This is a genomic window from Roseomonas sp. WA12 (genome assembly GCF_054165765.1).
This window is the reverse complement of record NZ_CM135108.1, coordinates 3008197-3033746: the sequence shown is the minus strand read 5'-3', so window position 1 is coordinate 3033746 and position 25550 is coordinate 3008197. Positions and strand designations below refer to the sequence as shown.

Below are 25550 nucleotides of genomic sequence, written 5' to 3'. Positions count from 1 at the left end.
CGCGCGCTGGCCGGTTTGGCGAGGTGGCGGTGTGGGCACCGGCCTGCGCAAACCGGCCCGGTGCGGCGTCAAAGCCTTGGCAACCCCTCGCCCTTACCCTCTTCTACCGGCAACGAAGAACGGGGACTCGTCCATGACTCAGCGCCACGGTCCTGGCCGCCGCACCCTCCTGTCCCTCCCGCTGGCGCTCCTGGCAGCACCCGCGGTGATCCGCGGCGCGGACGCGCAAGCCTGGCCGAGCGGGCCGGTGCGCGTCGTGGTGCCCGTGCCGCCCGGCGGGTCGATCGATGCGGTCGCGCGGCTGGGGGCGCCCGCTATCTCGGCGGAGCTCGGCGTGCCGGTGCTGATCGAGAACCGCGGCGGCGGGGCGGGCAGCATCGGCACGGGCATGGTCGCCAAGGCGGCGCCGGACGGCAACACCTGGCTCATCACCTTCGACTGGCACCCGATGATGAACGCGCTGGTACCGAACCTCACCTTCGACACGCGCACCGATTTCACGCCTGCCTTCCTCGTCGGCAGCGCGCCCTATGTACTGGTCGCGAAGCCGGATTCGCCCTTCCGCAGCCTGTCCGACGTGATCGCGGCGGCGAAGGCGCGGCCGGATACTGTCACCTTCGCCTCCACCGGCAGCGGCACGCTCGGGCATCTCGTAATGGTGCTGCTCGCGGCGCGCGCGGGCGTGCGGATGGTGCATGTCGCCTATCGCGGCGGCGGCCCGGCCATGACCGACACGCTGGGCGGGCGCGTGGACCTGATGATCGGCAGCGCGGCGCTGATGGCGCCCGCCATTGCCGATGGCCGGCTGCGCGCCATCACCCAGACCGGGGCCGAGCGCATCGCCGCCCTGCCCAACCTGCCCACGGCGGCGGAGGACGGGTATCCGGATGTCGTGGCCAGCGCCTGGTGGGGTTATTTCGGCCCGGCGGGCGTGCCCGCGCCCATCGTCACCCGCTTCGCCGGCGCGTTGCGTGCGGCCTATTCGGGCGATCGCGCCCGCACGATGATGACGGAGACCCAGCAGGCACGCCTGATCCTCGGCGATGCCCCGGCGCTGACCCAACTGGTGGACCGCGAGGCGAATCTGTGGTCCCGCGTGATCCGCGAACACGACATCAAGGCCGATTGAACCGATGGACAGCTTCCCCCGCCTGGATCCGGCGATCGTCGCCGCCTTCCGCGACCTCCCGACCTCCGCCATCTCCGACGCACTGGACCGCCAGGGGATCGAGTGCGCGGTCGAAGGGCTGCGTCCCATGCTGGCCGGGCGCCGCGTGGCGGGGCAGGCCGTGACCCTCGCCTACCTGCCCTGCGGCACCCGGCGCGGCACGATGGGGGATTTCCTGCATCTCGCCGCCCCCGGCGACATCCTCGCGCTCGACATGCGCGGCCACACGGAATGCACCGCCTGGGGCAACATCCTGACCGAGGCGGCGCATCGCGCCGGCCTGTCGGGCACGATCATCGACGGTGCCAACCGTGATATCGGCGAGAGCCGCGAGGTGGGCTACCCGATCTGGTCGCGCGCGCATTTCATGCGCACCGGCAAGGATCGCTGGCAGCTCGAGGCGACGAATGTGCCGATCGCACTCGGCGGCATCCGGGTCGAGGCCGGTGACCTTCTCTGTGCGGATGATGCGGGCGTGGTCGTCGTCCCGCGCGAGTTGGCGGCGCGCACGCTGGAGATCGTGCGCGAGATCGGCGCGAAGGAAACGCTGATCCAGGAGGCGGTGCGCGGTGGCGCGGAACTGGCCGAGGCCCGTGCCACCCACGGCTATTTCGGCCTGCAGGGGCGCGAGGGGCGGTAGCGCCGGCCCGTGGTAGAAGCGGGACGCCCACCTATCTAGGCCGAGCCGGTCTAGGCCGAGCCGGTCGCGGGCAGGCCCGTGACCGCGCGATGCGGCGGGCGGGCGAGAGGAGCATGGGCATGGCGCGAGACGATCTCCCGGCGAGCGGGTTGGACGGGGCCGCGGGGCCCCTCGGCGGCAGTTCGATGCCTGTCCTGTCGCCCCGTGCGGTGCTCCCGCGCCGTGCGCTGCCGCTCCTCGCGGCCGCCCTGCCTCTTGCGGCGCCCCGATCTGCCCGCGCGCAGGAGGCCCCGGCCGAGCTGAACGTTGCCGGCCGCCACCTGCTGCTCAACGGCACGGGGGTGCGCCGCTTCCTCGCTTTCGAGGTGATGCGCGGCTGGCTCTATCTGGAGCGGCGCAGCGGCGATGCCGCCGCCATCCTGGCTTCTCCTGGGGTCAAGCTGCTCCGCATCCGCTACCTTGTCGGCGTGCCGCGGAGCCGACTGGTGGATGGCTGGGAAGAGGGCTTCCGGGACGGCTGCGCCTGCGAGATGCCGGCCGATTTTCGCGCCCGCCTGCGCGACCTTCCGGCGGGCCAGATGGAGGACTGGCTGTTCCTGCCGGACCGTGCGGAGATCGCCTATGCCGGGGAGGCGCCGGTGCGCGTCGGCGGCCAGCAGGGGCGGATGATGCTGGCCAGCTTCATCGGGCCGGATGCCTCCAGCGCGGGGCTGCGCCGGGGGCTGCTGGGCGGGTAGCCGGCGAGCCTTAGACGCCGAACATCGCCCGCACGGCTGCCGGGTCCACCGCGCTCATGGTGGAAGGCTGCCAGTGCGGGGCGTTGTCCTTGTCCACCAGCACGGCGCGGACGCCCTCGGCGAAGTCCGGGTGGCGAGTGACGGCGCGGGTGAGGGCCAGTTCCATCGCCAGACAGGCCGGAAGATCCAGCCCGGCGCCGCGCCGCAGCAGTTCCAGCGTCACCGCCAGCGAGGTGGGCGACATCCGGTGTAGCACGGCCATCTGGGCCCCGGCCCATTCGGTGCCCTCGGCGGTGAGGAGCGCCATGATCGAGGCCATGTCGTCGGGCGCGAAGCAGCGTTCCACGGCCGCGCGCTCGGTCTCGATCCGGCCCGGGGGAACGGCGGCCGCGTGGCGGTCCACCACGCTGGCGTCGCCGGCCAGCAGGGCCTCGCGCAGGGCCGGCAGGCGGTCCCGTGGGACGTGATGGGTGGCCAGGCCCGCCTCCACCGCCTCGGCGCCGTGAAGCCGGGCGCCGGCCAGGGCCAGGTACTTGCCCATCGTGCCACGGGCGCCGGGAAGGCGAGGCAGCACGAAGGAGGTGCCGACATCGGGAAACAGCGCGATCGCGGTCTCGGGCATGGCCAGCAGCGCGTGCTCGCTCACCACCCGGTGGCTGCCATGGATGGAGACGCCGATGCCGCCGCCCATGCAGACGCCGTCGATCAGGCTGATCCAGGGCTTGGGGAACTCTGCGATCATCCGGTTCAGCGCATATTCCCCGGCGAAGAAGCGCTCGATGGTGGCGGCATCCCCGGCCAGGGCGGCATTGCGGACGGCGCGCACATCGCCGCCGGCGCAAAAGGCGCGGCCGCCGGCACCCTCAAGGATCACGAGATCCACCGCCGTGTCGTTGCGGAACCGGGCGGCGGCTTCGGCCAGAAGGTCGATCATCCCCTGGTCCAGCGCGTTCAGGGCGCGGGGGCGGTTGAGCAGGATGATCCCCGCCCGGCCCTCGATCCGCGCCGTCACGCTCGCTTCCGTCTGGTCCATCGCCGGTCCGCTTCCCTGTCCTTTTCTCCGGGCTAGACCCCAGCCGCGGTCTGAGCAAGCGGGCGCGGTTGACAGTGCCGCCCTGCGCCGCGATCCCTGCAATCCTTGGAGGGCCCCATGGCGCGGCAACTTGTGAGCTTCGGCACCGAGGGCACCGTCTTCGGGGGTGATACCGCCCCGCGCCCCGTTCAGCCCGCGCAGCCGCAGGCAGAGCCGCCCGTGCTGGTGATGGATGGTCTCCGGAAGTCGGGCCGGGCGGAGGGGACGCAGGCTCTCATCTGGCTCGACCTGAAGCAGGCAAAGGGGGAGTTCGTGACCCTGCTCGGCCCGGCCAGCGCCGGGAAGAGCGTGGCGATCGACCTCGTCGCCGGTTTTCTGCAGCCCGATGCCGGGCGGCTGCTCATCAAGGGCGAGCGGATGACGCAGCAGGCGCCCTGGCGGCGCGATATCGGCCTCGTCTCGGGCGCGCCGGACCTGTTCCCGGACATGACCGTGCTCGGCAACGCCGCCTTCCCGTTGGAGGCGCGCGGCATTGCCCGGGCGGAGCGGGAGGAGCGGGCGACGGCGATGCTCGAGCGCTGGGGCGTGCCGCCTGCCCTCGGTGCCGCGCGGCCGTCGGGGCTGTCGCTCGCGCACCAGATGCGCGTGGCCTTCGCGCGCGCCCTGGTGCACGCCCCCGCGCTGCTGCTGCTGGACGACCCGCTGCATGCCCTGGAGGGGGAGGAGCGGGAGCTGCTCGCCGCCGACCTGCGCCGCCATCGCGCGGAGCTGGGGTTGACGGTGCTGCACGCCACGCGTGACGTCTCCCTGGCCTTTGACCTTTCGGACCGAGTGGCGGTGCTGGAAGGCGGACGGATGCGCCAGCTCGGGACGCCACAGGCGCTGTACAACGCCCCTGCTGATCCGGTGGTGGCCGGGCTGACCGGGCCCTGCAACCGGCTGGCCGGCGCCGTGGTCTCGATCGAGGACGGCGCCTGCGTGGTGCGGCTGGATTGCGGGCTGGAGGCGATGGGGATGCCGGTGACCGGTCCGGAGGGTTCGCCCATGCCTGGCGGGCGCTGCGTCCTGGTGATCCGGCCGGAGCTGGTGGCGGTGGCGCCGCTCTCGGCCGAGGAGATGGGCGAGGACGCCGTGCCGGCGCGGCTGCTGGAGCAGCGCTTCGCCGGGGACCATCTGCGCCTGCGCCTGGCAGTGGGAGAGGGCGCCGAACTGGTTGCTCACCGCCCGCCCGGGCTCGCCTTGCCGGCCCTGGGTGGGGAGGCCTCCATCGCCTGGGACCTTTCCGCGGCGCGCGTGCACCGCGCCTAGAAATTCGCGCCGAAACGCGGGCTCGGCATCGCGATTTGCGCATCTCGCCGGTCGACTCGGACCCATCATGCGTTAGGGTGCAGCGCACACCGCCCAGAACGAGCGAGAGGCCGCGATGCTCTCCACGCGCCGCATCACGCGCAGGCTGCTGGCCTCCGCCCCGCTGGCGGCGGCCTCGCTCGGCCTTGCGCGCAGCGCGCAGGCCCAGGCGCGCGACCTGACGGTGGTCTCCTGGGGCGGCGCCTATCAGGACACGCAGCGCGAGGTGATGTTCCGTCCCTTCCAGCGCGCCACCGGCCAGCGGCTGCTGGAGGAGACCTGGGACGGCGGCATGGATTCCCTTCGTGATTCCGCCCGCACCGCGCGATGGGACCTCGTGCAGGTGGAGGGCGACGAGTTGCTGCTCGGCTGCGAGGAGGGGCTGCTGGAGCGGATCGCGCCCGACCAGGTTGGCGGGGCGGAGCGCTACATCCCCGGCGCGCTGAGCGAGTGCGGAGTAGGCACCATCCTCTACGGCTTCGTGCTGGCCTACCGGCGCGGCGGGGTGGCGCCCGATGGCTGGGCGGATTTCTTCGACATCGGCCGGTTTCCCGGCGGCCGCGCGATGCGGCGCGGGGCGAAGGTAACGCTGGAGATCGCGCTGCTGGCCGACGGCGTGGCGCCGGAGGCGGTTTACGCGACGCTCGGCACCGCGGCGGGGGTGGAGCGGGCCTTCCGCCGGCTGGACACCATCCGGCCGGTGCTGCGCTGGTGGGACCAGGGCAGCGAGCCGCCGCGGATGCTCTCCGCCGGGGAGGTGGTGCTCGCCGTGTCTTATAACGGCCGGATCGATGCCGCGAACCGCGAGGATTCGGCGGATCTCGGCATCGTCTGGGCCGGGCAGCTTCTTGCGCAGGATAGCTGGGCGATCCTGCGGGGCAGCCCGAACCGAGAGCGCGCCCTGGCCTTCCTTCGCTTCATTGGCGATCCCGCCCTGCAGGCCGGGCTTCCGGCGCGCATCCCCTATGGCGTAACCGCCCGCGGTGCCGAGGACGGGCTGCCGGACGAGGTGCTCGCAAACCTGCCGACCGCACCCGACAATGCCCGCGGCGCGCTGCAGATCGACGACGCCTTCTGGAAGGCCAATCTGGACCGTCTGGAGCGGCGGTTCGCGGCCTGGCTGGGGCGTTGAGGCTTTCCGCCCCACGGGCGGCGCTGCTGGTCGCGCCGCTCATCCTTCTCGTGCTGGCCGGGGTGGTGGCGCCGGTCGGGGCGTTGCTCTGGCGCGCGGTGGCGGAGCGGGAGGTGGCGCCAGCCCTGCCGCGCACCCTGCGCGAGCTGAGCCGCTGGGACGGGCGTGACCTGCCCGAGGACATGGCCTTCGAGGCGCTGGCGGCCGATCTCGCCGCCTTGCGCGCGGCGGGGGCGGTGGGGGTGGTGGCGATGGCGCGCGCCGCCAGCCGCCTGGCCGAGGACGTGCCAAAGCTGCGCGAGGCCCTGCCCGGCACCGCCGAGCGCGCGGGCGAGACGCGAACCCTTCGCTCGGTCGCTGTGCTCGTCGCCGATCCGGCCTGGGGCGAGGCAGAGAGCTGGGCCGCGCTGCGCCGCGCGGGTGCGCCGGCCTCGGGCTTCCATCTGCTGGCATCCCTGGGGCTACGGTTGACGGCGGATGGCGGGCTGGAGGACAGCCCGCAGGGGCCGCATGCGCGGGCGCTGCTGGTGCGCGGGATCGGCGGCGCGGTGCTGGCCGTGGCGGGCTGCTTCCTTCTTGCCTGGCCACTGGCGCGGCGGATCGCGGAGGCGGCGCCGGTCCGGGCCGGGCTGCTCGCGGGGCTGACGCTGCTGCCGCTGTTAGCTGGCGAGGCGGCACTGGCCCTGGGCTGGTCGGGGCTGGTGCAGGCGGGGCTGACGGAGATGGCATGGGGCGTGGCGCTAGCGGCCCTCATCCTCGGCGGATTGCCCCTGATGGCGTTGCCCGTCGCCTTCGCGTTGCGGCAGGCGGGGCCGCGCCTGCCGCGGGTGGCCTCGGCACTGGGCGTGTCGCCCTGGCTGGTGTTCCGGCGTATCCACCTGCCCGCCGCCCGGCGCGGCATCGCGGCCGGCTGTGCCCTGGTCTTCGCCCAGTCGCTGGGGGCCTTCATCGCGCCGGGGTTGCTGGCCCCTGAGGTGCCAGGCGCTGCGGCTGCTCTCGCCGCGACCGCGGGGGCCCGGGATTGGGGCTCTGCCGGCGCGCTGGCCGCCTGGCTGCTGCTGCCGGTGCTGCTGGCGGCTTGGCTACTGCTACGGGCCTGGAGGCGGCCGGCATGAGGCGGCTTGCCCCCTTCGTGCTGTTGGCGATGCTCGCGCCGCTGCTGGCCCTGCTCCTGGATGGCGCGATGGCCGGTGGGGGCGAGAGCGCGGCCTGGGCGCTGCGGCACAGCCTGCTCGTGGCCGCGCCGGCAAGCCTGGCGGCTACTGCCCTGGGTAGCGCGGCGGGGATCGGGCTGCGCGCGGGCTTCCTGGGGCGTGGGTTGGCCGTGGCGCTGATCGCCCTGCCGTGGCTGCTGCCCTCGGTGATCCCGGGCGCCGCGCTGCTGCTGGTCGCGGAGCGCACGGGCTATGGCGCGGGGCGGCCGGGGCTGTTGCTGTGGCATGTGCTGCTGGCCGCGCCACTGGTGGCCGCGATCGTCTGGGCAGCACTTGAGCGTGTGGATCCGGCGCTGTTCCGCGCGGCGGCGGCCTGCGGTGCGAAGCCGGCGCAAGCGGCGCAGCTTCTGCTGCGGCCGCGGGTGCTGCGCGCGATGGCGGCCGGGGCCGCGCTGGCCTTCGCCGTCTCGATCGGTGAGAGCGGTTCGGCCGTCCTGCTCGGGGCGGAGACGCTACCGGCATCGGCGCTGCCGAGTGCGATAGGCGGTGCTGCGGCGTTGGGCGGGGATACTGCGATGGCGTCTCTCTGCCTGCTGGTGGCCGGGGGCGCACTTGGCCTGGCGGCGCTGCTCCGGCCCCTGCGGAATGCCGCCTGACAGAACCCGGCCCTCGTAAACGGGCGGGCCCTCCCATGTCCTTCCGGCTGGGCGGGACGTTACCGCCCCAACAAGAGGAGACCTTTCATGATCCTGCCCCCGCGCCGCGCCCTTCTGGCCGGCCTGCCCGCCCTTGCCGCTGCCGCTATGCTGCGCCCCGCCCAGGCACAGACGCCCGCGGCGCCGGCCGCCCCGGCGGCCGGGCCGTTCCGCCTGCCGCCGCTACCCTATGCGGCCTCGGCCAACGAGCCGCATCTCGACGCGCAGACCATGGAGATTCATCACGGCCGCCATCACCAGGCCTATGTCACCGCGCTGAACAATACCCTGCGCGACCACGGCCAGCTGACGGCCATGCCGGTGCAGGACCTGCTCGGGAAGCTTGACCAGGTACCCGAGGCGATCCGTACCACCGTGCGCAACAACCTTGGCGGTCACGCCAACCACAGCATGTTCTGGGAGATCATGGGCGGCCGCGGCGGTCCGCCCACGGGCGAGGTGGCGGAGGCGATCACCCGCGACCTCGGCGGCTTCGATAAGATGAAGACCGACTTCAACGCCGCCGGCGCCGGCCGCTTCGGCAGCGGCTGGGTGTTCGTGACGGTGGCTCGGGACGGCAAGCTGGCCCTGACCACGCGCCCGAACCAGGACACGCCGCTGATGGACGGGCAGCGCGTGCTGTTCGGCAACGATGTGTGGGAGCACGCATATTACCTGAAGTACCAGAACCGCCGCCCCGACTACCTGGCGGCCTGGTGGAACGTGGTGAACTGGGACCGGGTGGCCGAGCGCTACGCTGCGGCAAAGGCGGGCACGCTGGGGATCTGAGACCCCGGCCGGCGAGGGGGCAGCCCTCCGCCGGCCATGCTGTTCGTCACCGATCTTTCGCGGAAGCTTCACCGGAGCGGGCGGGCAATTCATCCGGACGGGCAGGATGGTCGCCGCCCGATCTGTGGACCTTCCCGTGACCGATCCCGACATGCCCACCCGCGCCGTTGCCTCCGACCCTGACACTGCGGGAAAGGCGCTGGGTGAGGCGCCCGCGATTGATCCCACCGCCCGCGTGCGCGACAGCCAGTTCGGCCGTTGGTGCGAGGTGGGCGCGCGCACCCGCGTGGCCGAGAGCCGGTTCGGCGACTACGCCTATGTCGGCAATGACAGCGACATCATGCACACGCAGGTCGGGCCCTTCTGCTCCATCGCCGCGCAGGTGCGAATCAATCCGGGCAACCACCCGCTCGACCGCGTGGCGCTGAACCACTTCACCTACCGCTCCTCCGCCTACGGTCTGTGGGATGACGATGCGGCACTCTTCGAATGGCGCCGGCAGTCCCCGGTGGTGCTGGGCCCGGATGTGTGGATCGGGCACGGCGCGGTGATCTTGCCGGGCGTCACGATCGGCACGGGGGCGGCGATCGGGGCGGGGGCGGTGGTGACGAAGGACGTGCCGGACTTCGCCATCGTGGTCGGCGTGCCCGGGCGCGTGCTGCGCCTCCGCTTCGCGCCCGAGATCATCGCGGCGCTGCACCGCATCGCTTGGTGGACCTGGCCGGATGAGCGGCTGGGCGCGGCGCTGGCGGATTTCCGCGCGCTGGACGCCGAGGCCTTCTGCGCGAAATACGACCCGGCCCAGGCCTGAGGAACCCGCCATGAGCCCGACCGCCAGCCGCGTGCTGATCGTGCTGTTCGACGGGCTGCGGCCCGATCTCGTCACGCCGGAGCGAATGCCGGCGCTGTCGGCCTTCCTGGGTGGATCCAGGCGCTTCCCCGAGGCCTCCTCGGTGTTTCCCTCGCTCACCCGCGTCTGCGCCACCACCATCGGCACGGGGGTGCCACCGGCGGTCAGCGGCATCATCCAGAACGCCTTTCCGGACCCGGCGGCGCGGGAGGGGCGGTTCCTCGACACCGCCTCGGTGGAGGACATGCGGCGGGCGACGGCGCTGCACGGGCCGCGCTTCGTCGCGGTGCCGCGCTTCGCGGATTCGCTTGCGGCGGCGGGGCGGCGCTTTGCGCTCGTGCACAGTGGTTCGCCCGGCGGTGCCTATCTGCTCGATCCCCGCGCGGCGGCGAATGGCTCCTTCGTGCTGAGCCTGGCCGGGCGCGAGGCGAGCGAGACGCCGGAGGCCTGGGACCGGGTGGTGGAGCGGACCGGGGCGCCGCCTTCGGGGCAGGCGGACAAGCTTGGCCTGCTGGATTACGCCGGCCGTGCGATGGCGGATGTGGTCCTGCCGGAGGTGGCGCCCGATGTCGCGCTGCTATGGCTGACGGAGCCGGACTGGTCCTTTCACTACAGCGGCATGGACACGGAGGCGACGCGCATTGCCACGCGCGCGGCCGATGACGCCTTCGCGCGGGTGCTGGAAGCGGCGGAGCGCCTGCCGGAGGCGGAGCGGATGGCGGTGATCGCCATGTCCGATCACGGGCATGTCGGGACGGATGAGGTCTTCGATCTCGTTTCCGAACTGGCCGTGCAGGGGGTTTGACGCCTCGCTCGATCGAATGGGGGCGGACCTGTCGATCGCGGCGGGCACGATGTGCTGGCTGTGGCCCAGGCAACCCGACGCGGCGCGGCTGGAGCGGCTGGTGGCTGACCTGCGGGAGCAGCCCTGGTGCGGCGCGCTGCTGGCCGGCGGCGGCAACGGGGTGGAAGGACGGTTCCCCGGCACCTTCGACTTGGCCCTCGTGAATGCCGACCACGCCCGCTCCGCGCCGCTTCTTGTCGGGATGCGCGGTGGTGATGGGCTGGACCCGTTCGGCTTGCCGGGATGTAGCCCAATCGTGGGGAAGAACTTCCCGCGCGGGGGCGGCATGCACGGCGGGATCCATCGCCGGGAGATGGCGAACCTCATTGCCCTGCGGATGGCCGGGGTGGCGCCGGGCGAGGATGCGGCGCCGGTGGGGCTGGTGGATATCGCGCCCACCTTGCTCTCTCTGCTCGGCGCGGCGCCGGTCGCGCCCGTGGCGGGGCGGTCGCTGCTGTCGGATGGGCCGATGCGCGCGCGGCGGGTGCTGGAGACGGGCGCTGGCGGTTACGCGCAGCGCCTGGTGCTGGCCGGGGAGGGGCGCGGCAGCCTCGTGCGGGAGGGTGGGCGTTCGGGCTGAGACCAGTGTCCTGACCGCCCGATCCGTCGAGCAGCGCGGGCGGATCACGCCGCCCGCGCGCCGCGTCCCACGCTCGCTGACGCCGCTCAGCGCAGCGTCGGGTCCAGCCGGTCCCGCAGCCAGTCGCCCAGCAGGCTGACCGACAGGGTGGTCAGCACGATCACCGCGGAGGGGGCGAGCAGGATCCAGGGCGCCCGCGTTAGGTATTCCCGCCCGTAGCCGACCATGTTGCCGAGCGAGGTCATCGGCGGCTGCACGCCGAGGCCGAGGAAGGACAGCCCGCTTTCCAGCAGGATGACCTCGGGAAAGGCGAGGGTCATGGAGACGATGAGGGTCGAGGCGATATTGGGCAGCACATGCCGCCCATAGACGCGCCAGGGCGAGGCGCCGAGCTGGCGGACCGCCGCGGCATAGCCCTGCGCGCCGGCGCTGACCGCGAGGCCGCGCGCGATGCGGGCGTAGCGTTCCCAGCCATGGAGGCCGAGCAGGCAGATGAAGAGCGGCAGCGCATTGCCGAAGAAGGCCAGCACCGCCAACGCCAGGATGAGGAAGGGCATGGCGGCCTGGAAATCCACCAGCGCCAACACTGCTTGCTCGACGAGCCCGCGGAAATGCGCGGCGAGGAAGCCGAGGGAGATGCCGAGCACCGCCGCGATGGTGGTGGCGCCGAAGGCGATCAGCAGGCTCATGCGGATGGACTGGATGAGGCGGGACAGCACGTCGCGCCCCAGCTCGTCCGTGCCCATCGGGTGCAGCCATTCCCCGCCCATGCCGATGGGTGGCGTCAGGCGGTTGCGCAGGTCGAGTGCAGTGTAGGGGAAGGGGCTGATCAGGTCGGCGGCCAGGGCCACGAACAGCATCAGCGCCAGCCATCCCAGGGCGAAGACCACCAGCGCGGGCATGCGCGCGCGGCGGCGCTTCGGAGGCGCGGTGACGGCGGGCGCGGCGACGGGGGAGAGGGCGATGTCGGACATCAGGCGGTCGCTCCCCGGGGCGCCGCGCGCAGGCGCGGATCGAGCACGCCGTAGAGCAGGTCCACGGCCAGGTTGGCGGCGACCATCGTGGCCGCGACCAGCAGCAGGATACACTGCACCACCGCCAGGTCCCGGTTCGCCACGGCCACCACCAGCAGCCGCCCGACGCCTGGCCAGGAGAACACGCTTTCCACCACCACCGCGCCGGCGAGAAGGCTGCCGACCATGAAACCGACGATCGTGACGGTCGGGATGGCCGCGTTGGGCAGGGCGTGGCGCCGTACGGCGACGGACCAGGGCACGCCCTTGGCCAGTGCGGTGCGCATATAGGGCTGGCCCAGCACCTCCAGCATGGCGGAGCGGGTGAAGCGCGCCAGCACGCCGGCGCCGCCGATGCCCAGCGTGATCACGGGCAGGATCGCGTGCCGCCAGCTCTCCTGCCCGCCGGAGGGCAGCCAGCCGAGGGTGACTGCGAAGACCAGCACCAGCACCAGGCCGAGCACGAAGGAGGGCACGGTGAAGCCGGCAACGGCCAGCATCATCACCGCGCGGTCGGCGAAGGAGTTGCGGTGGAGCGCGGCATAGACGCCGGCGGGGATGCCCAGCCCGATCTTGATCAGCAGGGCGGGGATGGTGAGCGCGAGGGTGGCGGGCACGCGCTCGGCCACCAGCTCGACCGCCGGGCGGCCGTCACGCATGGACTGGCCGAGATCGCCGCGGAAAATGGCGGTGAAGTAACGGAGATACTGCTGCCAGATCGGGTCGTTGAGGCCCCAGGCTTGGCGGAAGGCGGCGACGGCCTCGGGCGGCGCGTCGGCCGACATGATGAGCAGCGCGGGGTCGCCCGAGAGGCGCAGCACGACGAAGGCGAAGGTGACCACCAGCGCGAGGGTGAGCAGCGCGCGGGCAAGGCGGGTGCCGAGGAAGCGAAGCATCAGGCGTTCATCCGTTCCGGCACGGGTTCGGAAATGGCGGTGGGCACCGCGCCGTCATTCGGCGCGACATCGCCATGGGCGACGTGGCAGGCCACCAGCCGGCCATCGGAGCTGCGGCGCTTCAACGGCGGCACCTCGCGCGCGCAGAGGGCGGCGGCGAAGGCGCAGCGCGGGTGGAAGGCGCAGCCGGGCGGGCGGGCGGCAGGGTTGGGCGGGTCGCCCCTGAGCACGATGCGCCCGCCGCGCCGGCCGGGATGCGGGATGGCGGAAACGAGGGCCTGGGCATACGGATGCGCGGGGTCGTGTAGCACCGCATCCGGATCGCCTTCCTCCACCACGCGGCCGAGATACATGACGGCGACGCGGTGGCTCATCTGCCGCACCGCGCGCAGATCGTGCGAGATGAACAGCATGGCGACGCCGGTGCGCGCCTGCACCTCCGTCAGCAGGTTCATCACCTGGGCCTGGATGGAGACGTCGAGCGCGCTGATCGGTTCGTCGCAGACCAGCAGGTCCGGGCCGGTGGCGAGCGCGCGCGCCAGCACCGCGCGCTGGCGCTGGCCGCCGGAGAGCTCGTGCGGGTAGCGCGTGGCGTGATCGGCGCGCAGGCCGACATCGCGCAGCAGCGCCTCCACCCGGCCGGGCCGGTCGGCGCGCGTGCCGATGTTGTGGATCTCCAGCGGCTCCGCGATCTGGGCGCCGATGGTTAGGCGCCGGTCCATGGCGCCGAGCGGGTCCTGGTAGACCATCGCCATCCGCGCCCGCAGGCGGCGCCATTCCGGCGAGGAGGGATGCGGCATCTGCTCGTTCTTGAAGGCCACGCCGCCGGAATCCGGCACCTCCAGCCCCAGCACCATCCGGCCGGTGGTGGACTTGCCGCAGCCGGATTCGCCGACCAGGCCGAGGGTACGGCCGCGATGCAGGGTGAGGGAAACGCCATCCACCGCGCGCACCTCGACGGATCTGCCGAAGAAGCCCTGGCGCATGGCGTAACGGCGGACGAGGTCCTGGGCGTGCAGCAGCGGCTCGGGATGGGCGTCGGTCATGCCGGGATGGGCTCCGGGGCGCGGGCGTGCTCGATGGGGCGGATGCAGGCGGCGCGATGGGCGGGCGCGACCGGGAGAAGCAGCGGCGGGGCGGCATCGCAGGCCGCGACGTGGCGTGGGCAGCGCGGCGCGTAGGGGCAGCCGGGCGGTATGGCCCAGGGCTCGGGCACGCCGCCGGGGATGGCGGCCAATGGGCGGCGCGGGCCGTCGATCGGCGGCAGGGCGGCGAGCAGGCCGGCGGCATAGGGATGGGCGGGCGCGGTGAAGAGTTCGGCGGAGGAGGTCTCCTCCACGATGCGGCCGGCATACATGACGCAAACGCGGTCGCAGGTTTCCGCCACCACGCCGAGATCATGGGAGATGAGCACGAGGGCCATGCCGGTGTCGCGCCGGATCTCGGCCAGCAGTTCCAGGATCTGCGCCTGAATGGTGACGTCGAGCGCGGTGGTGGGCTCGTCCGCCACCAGCAGCTCGGGTTGGCCTGCGAGGGCCATGGCGATCATCACGCGCTGGTTCTGGCCGCCGGAGAGCTCGTGCGGATAGGCGTCCAGGCGGCGCCGGGCATCGGGCATGCCGACGCGGTCCAGCAGGCGGCGGGCCTCCTCGCGCGCGGCGTCGCCGGAGATACCCCGATGCAGACGCAGGGCCTCCGTGATCTGGCGGCCGATGCGGTGCACGGGGTTCAGGCTGCTCGCGGGGTCCTGGAAGATCATCGCTACGCGGCCGCCGCGCACGCGGTCCAGCACGGTGGGGGCGGCGTGCAGGATTTCCTGGCCATCCAGGCGCACGCTGCCGCCGACAGTGGCCTTGCCCGGGAGCAGGCCGAGGGCGGCGAGCCAGGTGACGGACTTGCCGCAGCCGGATTCACCGACCAGCGCCACGGCTTCCCCGCGCCCGATGGCGAGGTCCACGCCATGAAGGGCGGGGATGCCATCGAAGGCGGCGGTGAGGCCGCGCATTTCCACCAGCGGGGCCATCACGCACCCCAGTTGCGGGCGGAGAAGTCCATGGCGAAGGACTGCCCGGCGCGCCAGGGCAGGTCGCGGCGCTTGGCGGTGAAGTTCAGCGTCTGGTGCAGCACGGTGTAGCCGGGGTCCTCGCGCTCGATGATCTCGAGCATGCGGCGGAAGGCGCGGCGGCGGTCATCGAGACTCATCGAGCCCTCCAGCACCGCGGAGAGTCGGCCGAATTCCTCGTTGCGCCACTCGTTGATCTGCCACTGCTGGCCTTCCGGACCATGGGCGGCGGTCAACGACGACACCGGGTCGTTGAAGGAGGCGGAGTTGGACCAGTCCCGCACGCCACGACCGGTCGCCGTGCCCGCACCCTGGTTCGAGAGAACCTGCGGGAAGTTCTCCTTCATCTCAATCACCACGTTCAGCCCGACCGCGCGCCAGCCCTCGACCAGGATCTGCGCCGTGGCGACCTGGGCGGTGTAGTAGTTGTTGAGCAGGCGGTAGGGGATCGGCTCGCCGCGGTAGTTGGCTTCGCGCAGAAGGCGGCGAGCCTCGGCAGGGTCGAAGCGCGGGGCTTCCCAATCGGCCTGCAGCATCGGGCCGTAGAAGTCGAACTGCTCGCCGCGCGGGATCGGTGCCTTGCCCGCCCAGAGAGCGTCCACGATCGACTTGCGATCGATGGAATGGGTGAAGGCGCGGCGGATGCGGGCGTCGCGCAGGCTGGGATGCGACTTGTCGAACACCGTGATGCGGTGGTTCATGATCGGGCCGCCCACCACCTCGTGACGCGCGGTGCGGTCCAGCCCGCCGATCTGGTCGGGCGGGATGTCGCAGGCGAAATCGGCCTCGCCGGAAAGCAGCATGTTGATGCGGCCGGAAACCTCGGGCACCTCGATGAATCGCACCTGGCGCAGCGGCGGGCGGCCGCGCCAGTGGTCGTCATGCGCCAGCAGGGTGAGGGACTGGTCCGGGCGGAACTCGGCCACCTTGTAGGGGCCGGTGCCGACGGGCTTGCGCGCCCAGTCCAGCCAGGAATTCGCGGCGTCGAACCCGGCCTGGGAGAGGATCATGCCGGTGGTGCGGGAAAGCCGCCCCTCCAGCGCCGGATCGGCCACCTTGTTCACGTAGCGGACGGTGCGCGCATCCACGACCTCGATGCGCTCGAAGCCCGGATAGGTGCGGCGCGCGATGGCGGCGGCCTCCGGCGGCGGCTCCTTGCCGCCCGTGCGGCCGGGGACGCTGCCGAAGAGGTTGCGCGCGGAGGCGGGGTCCGCGCCCCACATGCGGCCGGGGCCGAAGGAGAAGGCGACGTCCTCCGCCGTCATCTCCCGGCCATCGTGGAAGCGCACGCCGGGGCGCAGGGCGAATTCCAGCGTGCGGTCGTCCACCCGGCGCCATTCGGTGGCGAGGCCCGGCTTGAGGCCGAGATCGCCGAGCCAGTCCTGCTCGATCAGCGCCTCGCCATACAGGCCACCATGCCGCGTGCCGACGTTCGACTGCTCGCGCAGCGTCTCCAGCGTGTTGGTGTTCGCCACCTTCTGCACGGCGACCGTGACGGAAGGGCGCTGGTCGGACTGCGCGATGGCGAAGCGCGGCAGCGCCAGGGCACCGGCGGAGGCCAGCGCGGCGCGACGAGAGAGGACCGGCACCGCGATCAGCCCCAGTTGCCCTGGCGGAAGTCCATGGCGAAGGCCGGGGCCGCGCGCCAGCGGATGTCCTTGCGCTTCGCCGTGAAGGTCGCGTTCTGGTGCAGAACGGTGTAGGCCGGGTCCTCGCGCTCACAGATCTCAAGCATGCGGCGGAAGGCCCGCTTGCGCTCGGCGCGGTCCATCGAGGTCTCGAGCAGCACGGAGATGCGGTTGCTCTCCTCATTGGTCCAGATTCCGACCTGCTGCGGCTGACCGTTCGGACCCCACTGGTTCACGTTGCAGGACACGGGATCGTTGAAGGGGGCGCTGGCGGACCAGTCGTACACGCCGCGGCTGCCGTTGCGGTCGAGCACCTGGCTCCAGTTCTCCTTCATGTCGATCTGCACGTTCAGGCCAACCTGACGCCACATCTCCACCAGCACCTGCGAGGTCGGAGTCTGGTTGATGTAGTAGTTGTTCAGCAGGCGATAGGGGATCGGCTCGCCCTTGTAGCCGGCCTCACGCAGCAGGTTGCGGGCCAGCGTCGGATCGTAGCTCGGCACCTCCCAGTCCGAGACGAACATGTCGCCATAGTACTCGAACTGCAGCCCGCGCGGGACGACGGTCCGGCCGCCCCAAAGGCTGTCCACGATCGCCTTGCGGTCGATGGAGTGAGTGATGGCGCGGCGCACCCGCGCATCGCGCAGCGCGGGATTGTTCTTGTCGAAGACGGAAATGCGGTGGTTCAGGATTGTGCCGCCCTGCACCTCATAGGCACGGTCGCGCTCGATGCCGGAGATCTGGTCGGGCGGGATGTCGCAGGCGAACTGCACCTCGCCGGTGCGGAGCGCATTGATGCGGGCAGACACCTCGGGGATCTCGAGGAAGCGGATCTGGCGCAGCGGCGGGCGGCCGCCCCAGTACTCGTCATGCGCGGCAAGCGTAAGGGAGTGGTCCGGGCGGAACTCCACCACTTTGTACGGGCCCGTGAGCACGGGCTTACGCGCCCAGTCGAACCAGCCGGCTGCCTCCTGATAGGCACGGCGCGAGATAATCTCGCTGCCGAAGCGTGACAGGCGGCCCTCCAGCGTCACGTCCGGTGTGGCGTTGTGGAAGCGCACGGTCCGGGCATCCACGATCTCCACCCGCTCCAGCGCAGGCCAGGCACGGCGGGCGACGCCGGTCACCTCGGCCGGCAGCTCGCGCTGGGCGGGGGAGGGGATGATGTCACCGCGGATGGAGATGGTGCGGCCCTGGGCGGTTGGCTGCGTGTCACCGAACATGCGCTCGCGGCTGAAGGAGAAGGCCACGTCCTCGGCCGTCATCACGTCGCCGTTGTGGAAGCGGACACCCTCCCGCAGCGTCAGCTCGACCACGCTGTCAGACACGCGGCGCCAGGACGTGGCCAGGCCCGGCACGGTCTTCAACTCGTTCTGCCAGTCGCGCCCGATCAGTCCCTCCCAAAGGGAGGAGAAGAAGATGCGCTCACCGACATTGGACTGCTCGCGCAGCACCTCCAGCGTGTTGGAGTTGCTGATCTTCTGCACGGCGATATTGATTGCCGGGCGCTGGTCGGACTGGCCGATGGCGAAGCGCGGCAGGGATGCCGCAGCCGCGGCGGCACCGAGGAGAAGGGGGCGGCGGGAGAGGTTCATGCGGTTCGCTCCTCGAGGCGATCTTCGAGACCGGTGGGGGTCGCGCGGAAATGGGTCAGCGTGCGCTCGGCATGGCGCATGCGGTGGGACAGAGCGCGCTGCGCCATGTCGCGCACGGTGCTGGCATGGGCGGGGTCTTCGGCCAGGTTGTGGAAGCCGTTCGGATCGGCCTCCAGGTCGAAGAGCAGCGGCGGCAGGGCGGCGAAATGGACGTATTTCCACCTGCTGTCCTGCACGACGAGGAGCGAGCAATCATCCATGTGCAGGCCGAGATCGTCCTCGGGGCGCGAATAGAAGACGTCACGGAAATCGTATTCGTAGAAGAGGTGGTCGCGCCACCCGGCCGGCGGACCGCTCGCCAGCACGGGCAGCAGCGAGTGGCCGTCGCAGGCCCGGGGCGCATCGCCGCCCAGCCAGTCGAGGATGGTGGGCATCACGTCCACGCTCTCAGTAAAGGCATCCTCGATCCGGCCGGCGGCGGAGGCTGGCGCGTCGGGGTCCTTGATCACCAGCGGGATGCGGAAGCTCTCATCGTGGTAGCCGACCTTGCCGAGCAGGTAATGGTCACCGAGCTGCTCGCCATGGTCGGAGGTGAAGATGACCAGCGTGTCGTCCCACTGGCCCGTCTCCTCGAGATAGGCGACGACCTGGCCGAGCGCCGCATCCACCTCCGAGATCATGCCGCAATAGGTGGCGCGCATCTGCGCGATGGAACCGGCATCCAGCGCCGTCGCGGCGCCGCCGGCGCCGTGGAAGAAGGAGCCCTGGCTGATCCCGCGCAGGTAGAAGTCGAGTAGCGGGTGTTGCGCCGCTTCCTCCTTCCAGTTGCCGGCGCGGATCGGCGCAGGCATGTCCTCGGGCCGGTACATGCTGTTGTAGGGCGCGGGAGCGATGAAGGGCGGGTGCGGGCGGTAGTAGCCGAGATGCAGGAACCAGGGCTTGCCGTTGCGGCCCTTCAGGTAGCTCAGCGCACGCTCGGTGAAATAGGCTGTGTCGGAAAACTCGGCGGGGATGCGGCTGGGGCGGTTCGTGGCGCCCGGCACCTCGTCCTCGCCCTCGGGCAGCCAAATGTCCTCGCGGTTCGGCGGCAGCGGGTAGCCCTTCTGGGCGAGCCAGCCGAAATACCCGTCCATGCTCGGCTCGAAGGCACCCACGGCGCGGAATCCGTCCATCAGATCGCCCAGCGTGGTGAAGCGCGGGTCGAGCGCGCTGGTGGTACGCGGGTCCGGGGTGCTGGTGGTGTAGCCGATCAGTGCGGGGTCGTAGCCGATGCGCCGCAGCTCCTTCGCCAAGTTGGTGTGGCGCGCATCCAGCGGCACCGTGTTCTGCACGGCCCGGTGGTTCATCAGGTACAGGCCGGTCAGCAGGCTGGCGCGGGCCGGGCCGCAGGGCACGGTATTGGTGACGTGGTTGCGGAAGGTCACGCCCTCGCGGCACAGCCGGTCGAGATTTGGCGTTTTCAGGAAGCCCGCGCCGAGGGCGGGCACGAAATCGGCGCGCCACTGGTCGACGACGACGAGAAGCACGTTGCGGCGAGAGGAGCTGGGCATGTCGGCCGTGGGAGTCCCGGAAGGCGCGGGACGCTTACTGCGGATCGGCGACAGCTCTGCGTCGTCAGGGTGTCCGTCGCGTGACAGCGCGAGCCGCTCGCGCGGGCCACGGAAACGGCAGCACACGCGTAGCCTGTCACGGATGTTTCACGCCATTGCAAGATGCGTGTCGGCGGCCGTGGCGCAGGTAGGCGGATGATCGGAACCAAGGCACCGGCGCCGAGCGGCGCCTTCCCTGGCGACATGCTCAAGGCGTGCGCGACGCAATGAGCATTGTCGTCCTAGCCGGGGCCGCTGCGGCCGCCCTCTCGGCCATCAACCTCGCCAGCATCGGCCTTGCTTGGTCGCGTCTGCGGCCGCGCGGGCGTCCGGCGGCACCACTGGCGCATGCGCCTGCCGTGACGATCGTTCGGCCGGTCTGCGGAATCGAGCCTTTCATCGAGGAGACGCTCGGGACCAGCTTCGCGCTGAACCATCCCGAGCACGAGATCCTTTTCTGCGTCGATCACGCAGAGGATCCGGTGGTTCCCCTCATCCAGAAGCTGATGGCCGCCCATCCCGGCGTCGATGTCCGGCTTCTGGTGGGGGAGGACCGCGTCAGCGCGAATCCCAAGCTGAACAACTGCGTGAAGGGCTGGCGGGAGGCGCGGCATGGCTGGATCATCCTTGCCGACTCCAATGTTCTGATGCCCTCGGATTACGTGCAGCAGCTGTTCCGGGCCTGGCGCCCGGATACGGGGCTGGTCTGCTCCACCCCGCTCGGCGTACGGCCCGGCAGCTTCTGGGCGCATGTGGAATGCGCCTTCCTCAACACGCTCCAGGCCCGCTGGCAGTACGCGGGGGAGCGCGTGGGCCTCGGCTTCGCGCAGGGCAAGAGCATGCTGTGGCGACGTGACGTGCTGGACGCCCATGGCGGCATCCGGGCGCTGGGCGCCGAGATCGCCGAGGATGCCGCGGCGACCAAGCTGGTGCGCGCGGCGGGTCTGCATGTGCATCTGGTGGATTCGCCTTTCGATCAGCCCCTCGGTCCGCGCACCGCGCGCCAGGTCTGGGACCGGCAGGTGCGCTGGGCTCGCCTGCGCCGCGTCACCTTTCCCGCCTTTTTTGCGCCGGAAATCCTGAGTGGCGGCGCGGTGCCGCTCGCCCTGGGGCTGGGCGCGGCGGCCGGTGCCGGGATCAGCCTGCCGCTCGCGGCGGCCGTGCTGGCGCTGCTCTGGTACGGGGCGGAGGCTGCGCTGGCAGCGCGCAAGGGTTGGCCGCTGTCCTGGCGGCTGGTTCTGGCCTTCCTGGTAAGGGACCTGGTGATCCCAGCCATGTGGGTCGCGGCCTGGACAGCCGGGCAGACCGTGTGGCGTGGCAACGCGATGCGCATCAGCTTTTCGCGGGTGGCAACTGAGTCCCCGGGCACCGCGGGCGACTGACCCGGCGCAGGTGTCACAAAACCATGCATGAACGAAGTTTTAAGGCCGGGTAACTGCCCGCGCTGTCGCTCTCCGTGACGGAAAGGCCCGAGACCATGCCCGATATCAATGCGGACCTGCTCTGGAGCAGGGACAGCTCCGACTCCGCCGCCGGCAGCGCGGAGGTGATCGCCTATGACGCCGTGCGCGGCCTCGTGCTGGTTCTTGGCCCCAACGGGGTCGAGGCGTTGAGCGCCGCCGATGGCGCGCTCCGCTTCAGCCTTCCCTCCTCCGCGCTCGGCGCACTGGGGACCGGCAACAGCGTGGCGGTGTTCGGCGACGTCATGGCCGTGGCCTATGATAATGCGACGGACGGTGGCAACGGAACGGTCGCCATGTACCGCATCGCGGCCGATGGCAGCGCGGCGACCCTGATCCGCCAGGTCGAGGTTGGCGCCGTACCGGACATGGTGACCTTCACGCCCGATGGCAGCCGCCTGCTGGTGGCGATCGAGGGCGAGCCGAATGACAATTATGGCGTGAACGCCTCGGGCGACCCCGTTGGCGGCGTGGCCGTGATCGATGTGGCGACGGGCGGCAGCACCTTCCTCGGCTTCGGCGGGTTCGACACCGAGGCGCTGCGCGCCGCCGGCGTTCGCATCACGGGTGTGGACGGTGTCACCGCCGCGACCGATCTCGAGCCGGAATACATTGCCGTCTCCGCCGATGGCACGAAGGCCTACATCACGCTGCAGGAAAACAACGCGATCGCGACGCTGGACCTGGAGACCCTGAGCTACACCGGCATCTTCGGCCTCGGCACCAAGGACCATTCGGTCGAAGGCAACGGACTCGACACCTCGGACCGCGACGGCGGCGTGAATATCGGCACCGCCCCCGTCCACGGCATGTACATGCCCGACGGCATCGCCACCTTCGAGTCCGGCGGCCGCACCTACCTCGTCACCGCCAATGAGGGCGACGCCTCCGAGTGGGGCAGCTACAACGACGTGGGCCGGCTGAAGAACGCCAATCTCGACGCGGCCAGCTTCGGTGGCGCGGAAGGCATCGCCGCGCTGAAGAACGACGCCGAGCTCGGCCGCCTTAACATCTCCCTCGTTGACGGCGACACGGATGGGGACGGCGACATCGACGTCATCCACACTCTCGGCGCGCGCAGCTTCTCGATCTGGGAAGTGGGCGAGAACGGCCTGACCCAGACCTTCGACTCCGGCGACATGATCGAGAGCATGCTGGCCCAGGTCCGGCCCGATCTGCTCGACGATGGGCGCTCGGACGACAAGGGCCCGGAGCCGGAGAGCATCACCCTCGGCACCATCGATGGCCAGCTCTACGCTTTTGTGGCGCTCGAGCGGTCGGACGCCGTGATGTCCTTCGCCATCACCTCCCCGACCTCGGCCGAGTATGCCGGGGTGATCGAGACGAGCGATGCACCGGAGGCCATCCATTTCGTCTCTGCCGAGGACGCACCGGCCTCCGTGGGCGGCCCAATGCTGATCGCCCCGGCCGAGGGCTCGGGCGTGACGACGGCGCACAAGCTGGCCGCGAATGACGGCAGCTTCACCCTGCAGATCCTGCACGCCTCCGACTTCGAGGCGGGGCTCGCGGCCACCACCCGCGCCAGCCAGTTCGCGGCCATCGTGGACAAGCTGGAGGACAGCGTCGCCAACAGCATCACCCTGTCATCGGGTGACAACTACATCCCCAGCCCCTTCAACGCCGCCGGCACCGACCCGAGCGTGAAGAACGAGCTGCAGGACCTCTATGCCTGGCTGCTCGGTGTGCCCGCCTCCGACCTCGCTGGATTGGCGCTGAACCCGGCCACGATCGACATCGCTATCATGAACGCGCTTGGCGTGCAGGCGAGCGTCTTTGGCAACCATGAATGGGACTTCGGCCCGAACGCCGTCGCCGCCGCGATCGACTTCACCAAGGGCGCCGGCACCACGGCCTCTGCGGTCACCTCGATCGGCGGGATGTTCCCCTACCTCTCCGCCAATCTCGATTTCAGCGCCGATCCGGCGATGCGGGCGCTCTACACCGCCGCTCTGCGTGACGCGGCGAGCTATGCGACTGTGGCGGGCGACCTGGCCAGCGGCGATGCGCTGAATGCAGAGGCCGCGGACCAGCAAGTGGCTCCCTGGACCACGATCACCGAGGGCGGCGAGACGATCGGCGTGCTCGGCGTTACGACCCAACTCCTCGCCTCCATCTCCTCCATCGGCGGCGTGAAGGTGATGGACCCGGCCGGTGATGGCGGCGTGGACAACACGACCGAGCTGGCTGCCATCCTGCAGCCGCTGATCGACCAGATGACGGCGCAGGGCCTGGATAAGATCATCCTGCTCAGCCATCTCCAGCAGTACCAGCTGGAACTGGATCTCGCCGGCAAGCTGAGCGGCGTGGACGTGATCATCTCTGGCGGCAGCCACGCGGTCTTCGCTGATGATGGCGACGTTCTGCAGCCCGGCGACACGGCGGCCCAGGACTACCCGACCTTTGTCACCGGCGCGAACGGCAAGACCGTGGCGGTGGTGAACACGGGCAGCGAGTACTCCTATGTCGGTCGCCTTGTCGTCACCTTCGACGCGAATGGCGACATCATCCGCGACAGCGTGGACCCGGACGTCTCCGGCGCCTATGCCGTGAACGAGGAAACGGTCACCGACCTCTGGGCCGGCGAGGATGCCTATGCCGAGGGCACGCGTGGCGGCGAGGTCAAGAACGTGACCGACGCCGTCGCCGCGGTGATCGCGCAGAAGGACGGCAATGTCTTCGGGTTCACCGACGTGTACCTGGAAGGCCGCCGCGGCGAGGTGCGGACGGAGGAGACCAATCTCGGCAACCTCTCGGCCGATGCGAACCTCTTCGTCGCCAAGCAGCTGGACGCCACGGTCACCGTCTCCATCAAGAACGGCGGCGGCATCCGGGCCGAGATCGGTGCCATCGGCACCGGTGCGAACCCGGAAGAGCTGCCCCCGCAGGGCAACCCGGGTGCGGACAAGCCGGTGGGCGCGGTTAGCCAGCTCGATATTGAGAACTCACTGCGCTTCAACAACGCGCTGTCCGTCGTCACGGTCTCGGCCGAGGAGCTGGTGCGGATCTTTGAGCACGCGGTGGCCGGCGTCGCACCGGGCGCGACCCCGGGCTCTTTCGGCCAGGTCGGCGGCGTCTCCTTCAGCTACGACGCAACGGCGGTCTCCCAAGTCCTGAACCCGGACGGCACGGTGGTGCGGGCCGGTGAGCGCGTGCAGAACCTCGTCATCCTCGGCGAGGACGGCGCGGTGCTCGACACGATCATGCGGGACGGCGTGCTGGTGGGCGATGCGGGCCGAGACATCCGCATGGTGACGCTCAGCTTCATGGTGGATGGCGGCGACGGTTACCCGATCGGTGCCTATGCCGAGAACCGGGTGGACCTGCTGAACAACGCCGCCCTGACCGATGGCGCCGCCAGCTTTGCGGCCAAGGGCAGCGAGCAGGACGCGCTGGCCGAGTACCTGAAGGCCGAGCACGGCACGGCGGCCGAGGCCTATGACAAGGTCGATGCCGGCCAAGCCACGGACGAGCGCATTCAGAATGTTGCCGCCCGCGAGGACACGGTGCTGGGCGACCGCCAGGACGGCACGACGGGCGACGACCGCCTGCTGGGCGATGGCGGGCGCGACGCGCTCTACGGGATGGGCGGCAACGACCGCCTCATCGGTGGCGCCGGGGATGACCAGATGTTCGGTGGCACCGGGGACGACGGCTACAACGTCAACTCCGCCGGCGACGTGGTGGTCGAGCTTGCGGGCGAGGGCTACGATCGCGTCACGGCTTCCATCAGCTACACGCTGACCGACAACGTCGAGAAGCTGATCATGGAGGGCACGGCGGTGGAGGGCACGGGCAATGCGCTCGGTAACCGCATCCTTGGCAACGCGCAGGACAACATCCTCTCGGGTCTCGCCGGGAACGACACGCTTCACGGCAACGGCGGTGACGACCTGCTGATGGGCGGCACGGGCGTGAACCACCTGTTTGGTGGCGAGGGTGCGGACCGCTTCCGCTTCGACGCGCCGGGCGGCCAGGGCAACCTGACCCGCGTGATGGACTTCGTCGGTGGCGAGGACCGGATCGAGCTGGACGGCGATGTTTTCGCGGCGCTGTCGGGTTCCGGCCCGATCGCGGCTGGGGAGTTCGCGGCCGGGCGCGTGGCGACCACGGCGGACCAGCACGTCCTCTACGACCAGGCTTCCGGCACCCTGCTCTACGATGCGGATGGTGCGGGTGGGGCCGCCGCGATCCGTATCGGCACGCTGGTGGCCGGCACGGCGCTGGCCGCGTCGGACATCTGGGTGGTCTGACCTCTAGGCCTGAAACGCGAGCGGGCCACCATCCCGGGGGACGGTGGCCCGCTTTCGTGTCCGGCGC

21 protein-coding genes are annotated in these 25550 nt (G+C 71.0%); 13 read left to right on the top strand and 8 right to left on the bottom strand.

The genetic code is table 11. From position 1 onward, the window contains the following. Window positions 1-133: 133 nt before the first annotated feature. From ACVBD7_RS14565 to ACVBD7_RS14555, 3 genes are all read left to right on the top strand, one after another. Window positions 134-1129 carry a tripartite tricarboxylate transporter substrate-binding protein gene (locus ACVBD7_RS14565; RefSeq protein WP_458093952.1) on the top strand — a complete coding sequence of 332 codons (996 nt, stop codon included), beginning with the start codon at window positions 134-136 and terminating at the stop codon, window positions 1127-1129. A 4-nt stretch (window positions 1130-1133) separates the two neighbouring features. Next, complete coding sequence (locus ACVBD7_RS14560) at window positions 1134-1808, top strand: RraA family protein (RefSeq protein WP_458093951.1); 675 nt, start codon at window positions 1134-1136, stop codon at window positions 1806-1808. Window positions 1809-1927: 119 nt separating this feature from the next. Beyond that, window positions 1928-2545 (top strand): chalcone isomerase family protein, encoded by a 618-nt coding sequence (locus ACVBD7_RS14555; protein ID WP_458093950.1) that lies wholly within the window; start codon window positions 1928-1930, stop codon window positions 2543-2545. A gap of 10 nt (window positions 2546-2555) precedes the next feature. Here the strand turns inward: ACVBD7_RS14555 and ACVBD7_RS14550 are convergent, their stop codons facing one another. Further along, window positions 2556-3578, bottom strand: a complete 1023-nt coding sequence (locus ACVBD7_RS14550) for an enoyl-CoA hydratase/isomerase family protein (protein WP_458093949.1) — start codon at window positions 3576-3578, stop codon at window positions 2556-2558. Between the two features lie 117 nt (window positions 3579-3695). Here ACVBD7_RS14550 and ACVBD7_RS14545 point away from each other — a divergent pair, with 117 nt between their 5' ends. From ACVBD7_RS14545 to ACVBD7_RS14510, 8 genes are all read left to right on the top strand, one after another. After that, a complete protein-coding gene (locus ACVBD7_RS14545) occupies window positions 3696-4886 on the top strand; it encodes an ABC transporter ATP-binding protein (protein ID WP_458093948.1) in 1191 nt (396 codons plus the stop codon). Window positions 4887-5001: 115 nt separating this feature from the next. Beyond that, entirely contained in the window at window positions 5002-6057 is a 1056-nt protein-coding gene (locus ACVBD7_RS14540; protein ID WP_458093947.1) for an extracellular solute-binding protein, read from the top strand. Next, window positions 6054-7172 (top strand): ABC transporter permease subunit, encoded by a 1119-nt coding sequence (locus ACVBD7_RS14535; protein WP_458093946.1) that lies wholly within the window; start codon window positions 6054-6056, stop codon window positions 7170-7172. The genes ACVBD7_RS14540 and ACVBD7_RS14535 overlap by 4 nt, the downstream gene beginning before the upstream one ends. Then, a complete protein-coding gene (locus ACVBD7_RS14530; protein WP_458093945.1) occupies window positions 7169-7867 on the top strand; it encodes an ABC transporter permease subunit in 699 nt (232 codons plus the stop codon). Before ACVBD7_RS14535 ends, ACVBD7_RS14530 begins: the two co-directional genes overlap by 4 nt. An 87-nt stretch (window positions 7868-7954) precedes the next feature. Next, window positions 7955-8695 carry a superoxide dismutase gene (locus tag ACVBD7_RS14525; RefSeq protein ID WP_458093944.1) on the top strand — a complete coding sequence of 247 codons (741 nt, stop codon included), beginning with the start codon at window positions 7955-7957 and terminating at the stop codon, window positions 8693-8695. 136 nt (window positions 8696-8831) lie between these two features. Next, a complete protein-coding gene (locus tag ACVBD7_RS14520; protein ID WP_458093943.1) occupies window positions 8832-9506 on the top strand; it encodes a chloramphenicol acetyltransferase in 675 nt (224 codons plus the stop codon). A gap of 10 nt (window positions 9507-9516) precedes the next feature. Then, window positions 9517-10350 carry an alkaline phosphatase family protein gene (locus ACVBD7_RS14515; RefSeq protein ID WP_458093942.1) on the top strand — a complete coding sequence of 278 codons (834 nt, stop codon included), beginning with the start codon at window positions 9517-9519 and terminating at the stop codon, window positions 10348-10350. Between the two features lie 16 nt (window positions 10351-10366). Continuing rightward, window positions 10367-10969 (top strand): hypothetical protein, encoded by a 603-nt coding sequence (locus ACVBD7_RS14510; protein ID WP_458093941.1) that lies wholly within the window; start codon window positions 10367-10369, stop codon window positions 10967-10969. 86 nt (window positions 10970-11055) lie between these two features. Here the strand turns inward: ACVBD7_RS14510 and ACVBD7_RS14505 are convergent, their stop codons facing one another. From ACVBD7_RS14505 to pehA, 7 genes are read right to left on the bottom strand one after another with little or no spacing between them, the layout of a single operon-like run. Then, on the bottom strand, window positions 11056-11943 hold the full coding sequence (locus ACVBD7_RS14505; protein ID WP_458093940.1) for an ABC transporter permease: 888 nt from the start codon (window positions 11941-11943) through the stop codon (window positions 11056-11058). Beyond that, window positions 11943-12878, bottom strand: coding sequence for an ABC transporter permease (locus tag ACVBD7_RS14500; protein ID WP_458093939.1), 936 nt, complete (start codon window positions 12876-12878; stop codon window positions 11943-11945). Before ACVBD7_RS14500 ends, ACVBD7_RS14505 begins: the two co-directional genes overlap by 1 nt. Continuing rightward, on the bottom strand, window positions 12878-13924 hold the full coding sequence (locus tag ACVBD7_RS14495; protein WP_458093938.1) for an ABC transporter ATP-binding protein: 1047 nt from the start codon (window positions 13922-13924) through the stop codon (window positions 12878-12880). The genes ACVBD7_RS14500 and ACVBD7_RS14495 overlap by 1 nt, the downstream gene beginning before the upstream one ends. Next, window positions 13921-14901: an ABC transporter ATP-binding protein gene (locus ACVBD7_RS14490; RefSeq protein ID WP_458093937.1), complete on the bottom strand. Its 981-nt coding sequence runs from the start codon at window positions 14899-14901 to the stop codon at window positions 13921-13923. Before ACVBD7_RS14490 ends, ACVBD7_RS14495 begins: the two co-directional genes overlap by 4 nt. Then, window positions 14901-16529, bottom strand: coding sequence for an ABC transporter substrate-binding protein (locus ACVBD7_RS14485; RefSeq protein WP_458093936.1), 1629 nt, complete (start codon window positions 16527-16529; stop codon window positions 14901-14903). Before ACVBD7_RS14485 ends, ACVBD7_RS14490 begins: the two co-directional genes overlap by 1 nt. A 5-nt stretch (window positions 16530-16534) precedes the next feature. Next, window positions 16535-18163 (bottom strand): ABC transporter substrate-binding protein, encoded by a 1629-nt coding sequence (locus tag ACVBD7_RS14480; protein WP_458093935.1) that lies wholly within the window; start codon window positions 18161-18163, stop codon window positions 16535-16537. Next, complete coding sequence (pehA, locus tag ACVBD7_RS14475; protein ID WP_458093934.1) at window positions 18160-19713, bottom strand: phosphoric/sulfuric ester hydrolase PehA; 1554 nt, start codon at window positions 19711-19713, stop codon at window positions 18160-18162. The genes ACVBD7_RS14480 and pehA overlap by 4 nt, the downstream gene beginning before the upstream one ends. 266 nt (window positions 19714-19979) lie before the next feature. Here pehA and ACVBD7_RS14470 point away from each other — a divergent pair, with 266 nt between their 5' ends. Both ACVBD7_RS14470 and ACVBD7_RS14465 read left to right on the top strand, forming a co-directional pair. After that, entirely contained in the window at window positions 19980-21134 is a 1155-nt protein-coding gene (locus ACVBD7_RS14470) for a ceramide glucosyltransferase (protein ID WP_458093933.1), read from the top strand. Window positions 21135-21229: 95 nt separating this feature from the next. Continuing rightward, complete coding sequence (locus ACVBD7_RS14465; RefSeq protein ID WP_458093932.1) at window positions 21230-25483, top strand: choice-of-anchor I family protein; 4254 nt, start codon at window positions 21230-21232, stop codon at window positions 25481-25483. Window positions 25484-25550: the final 67 nt, after the last annotated feature.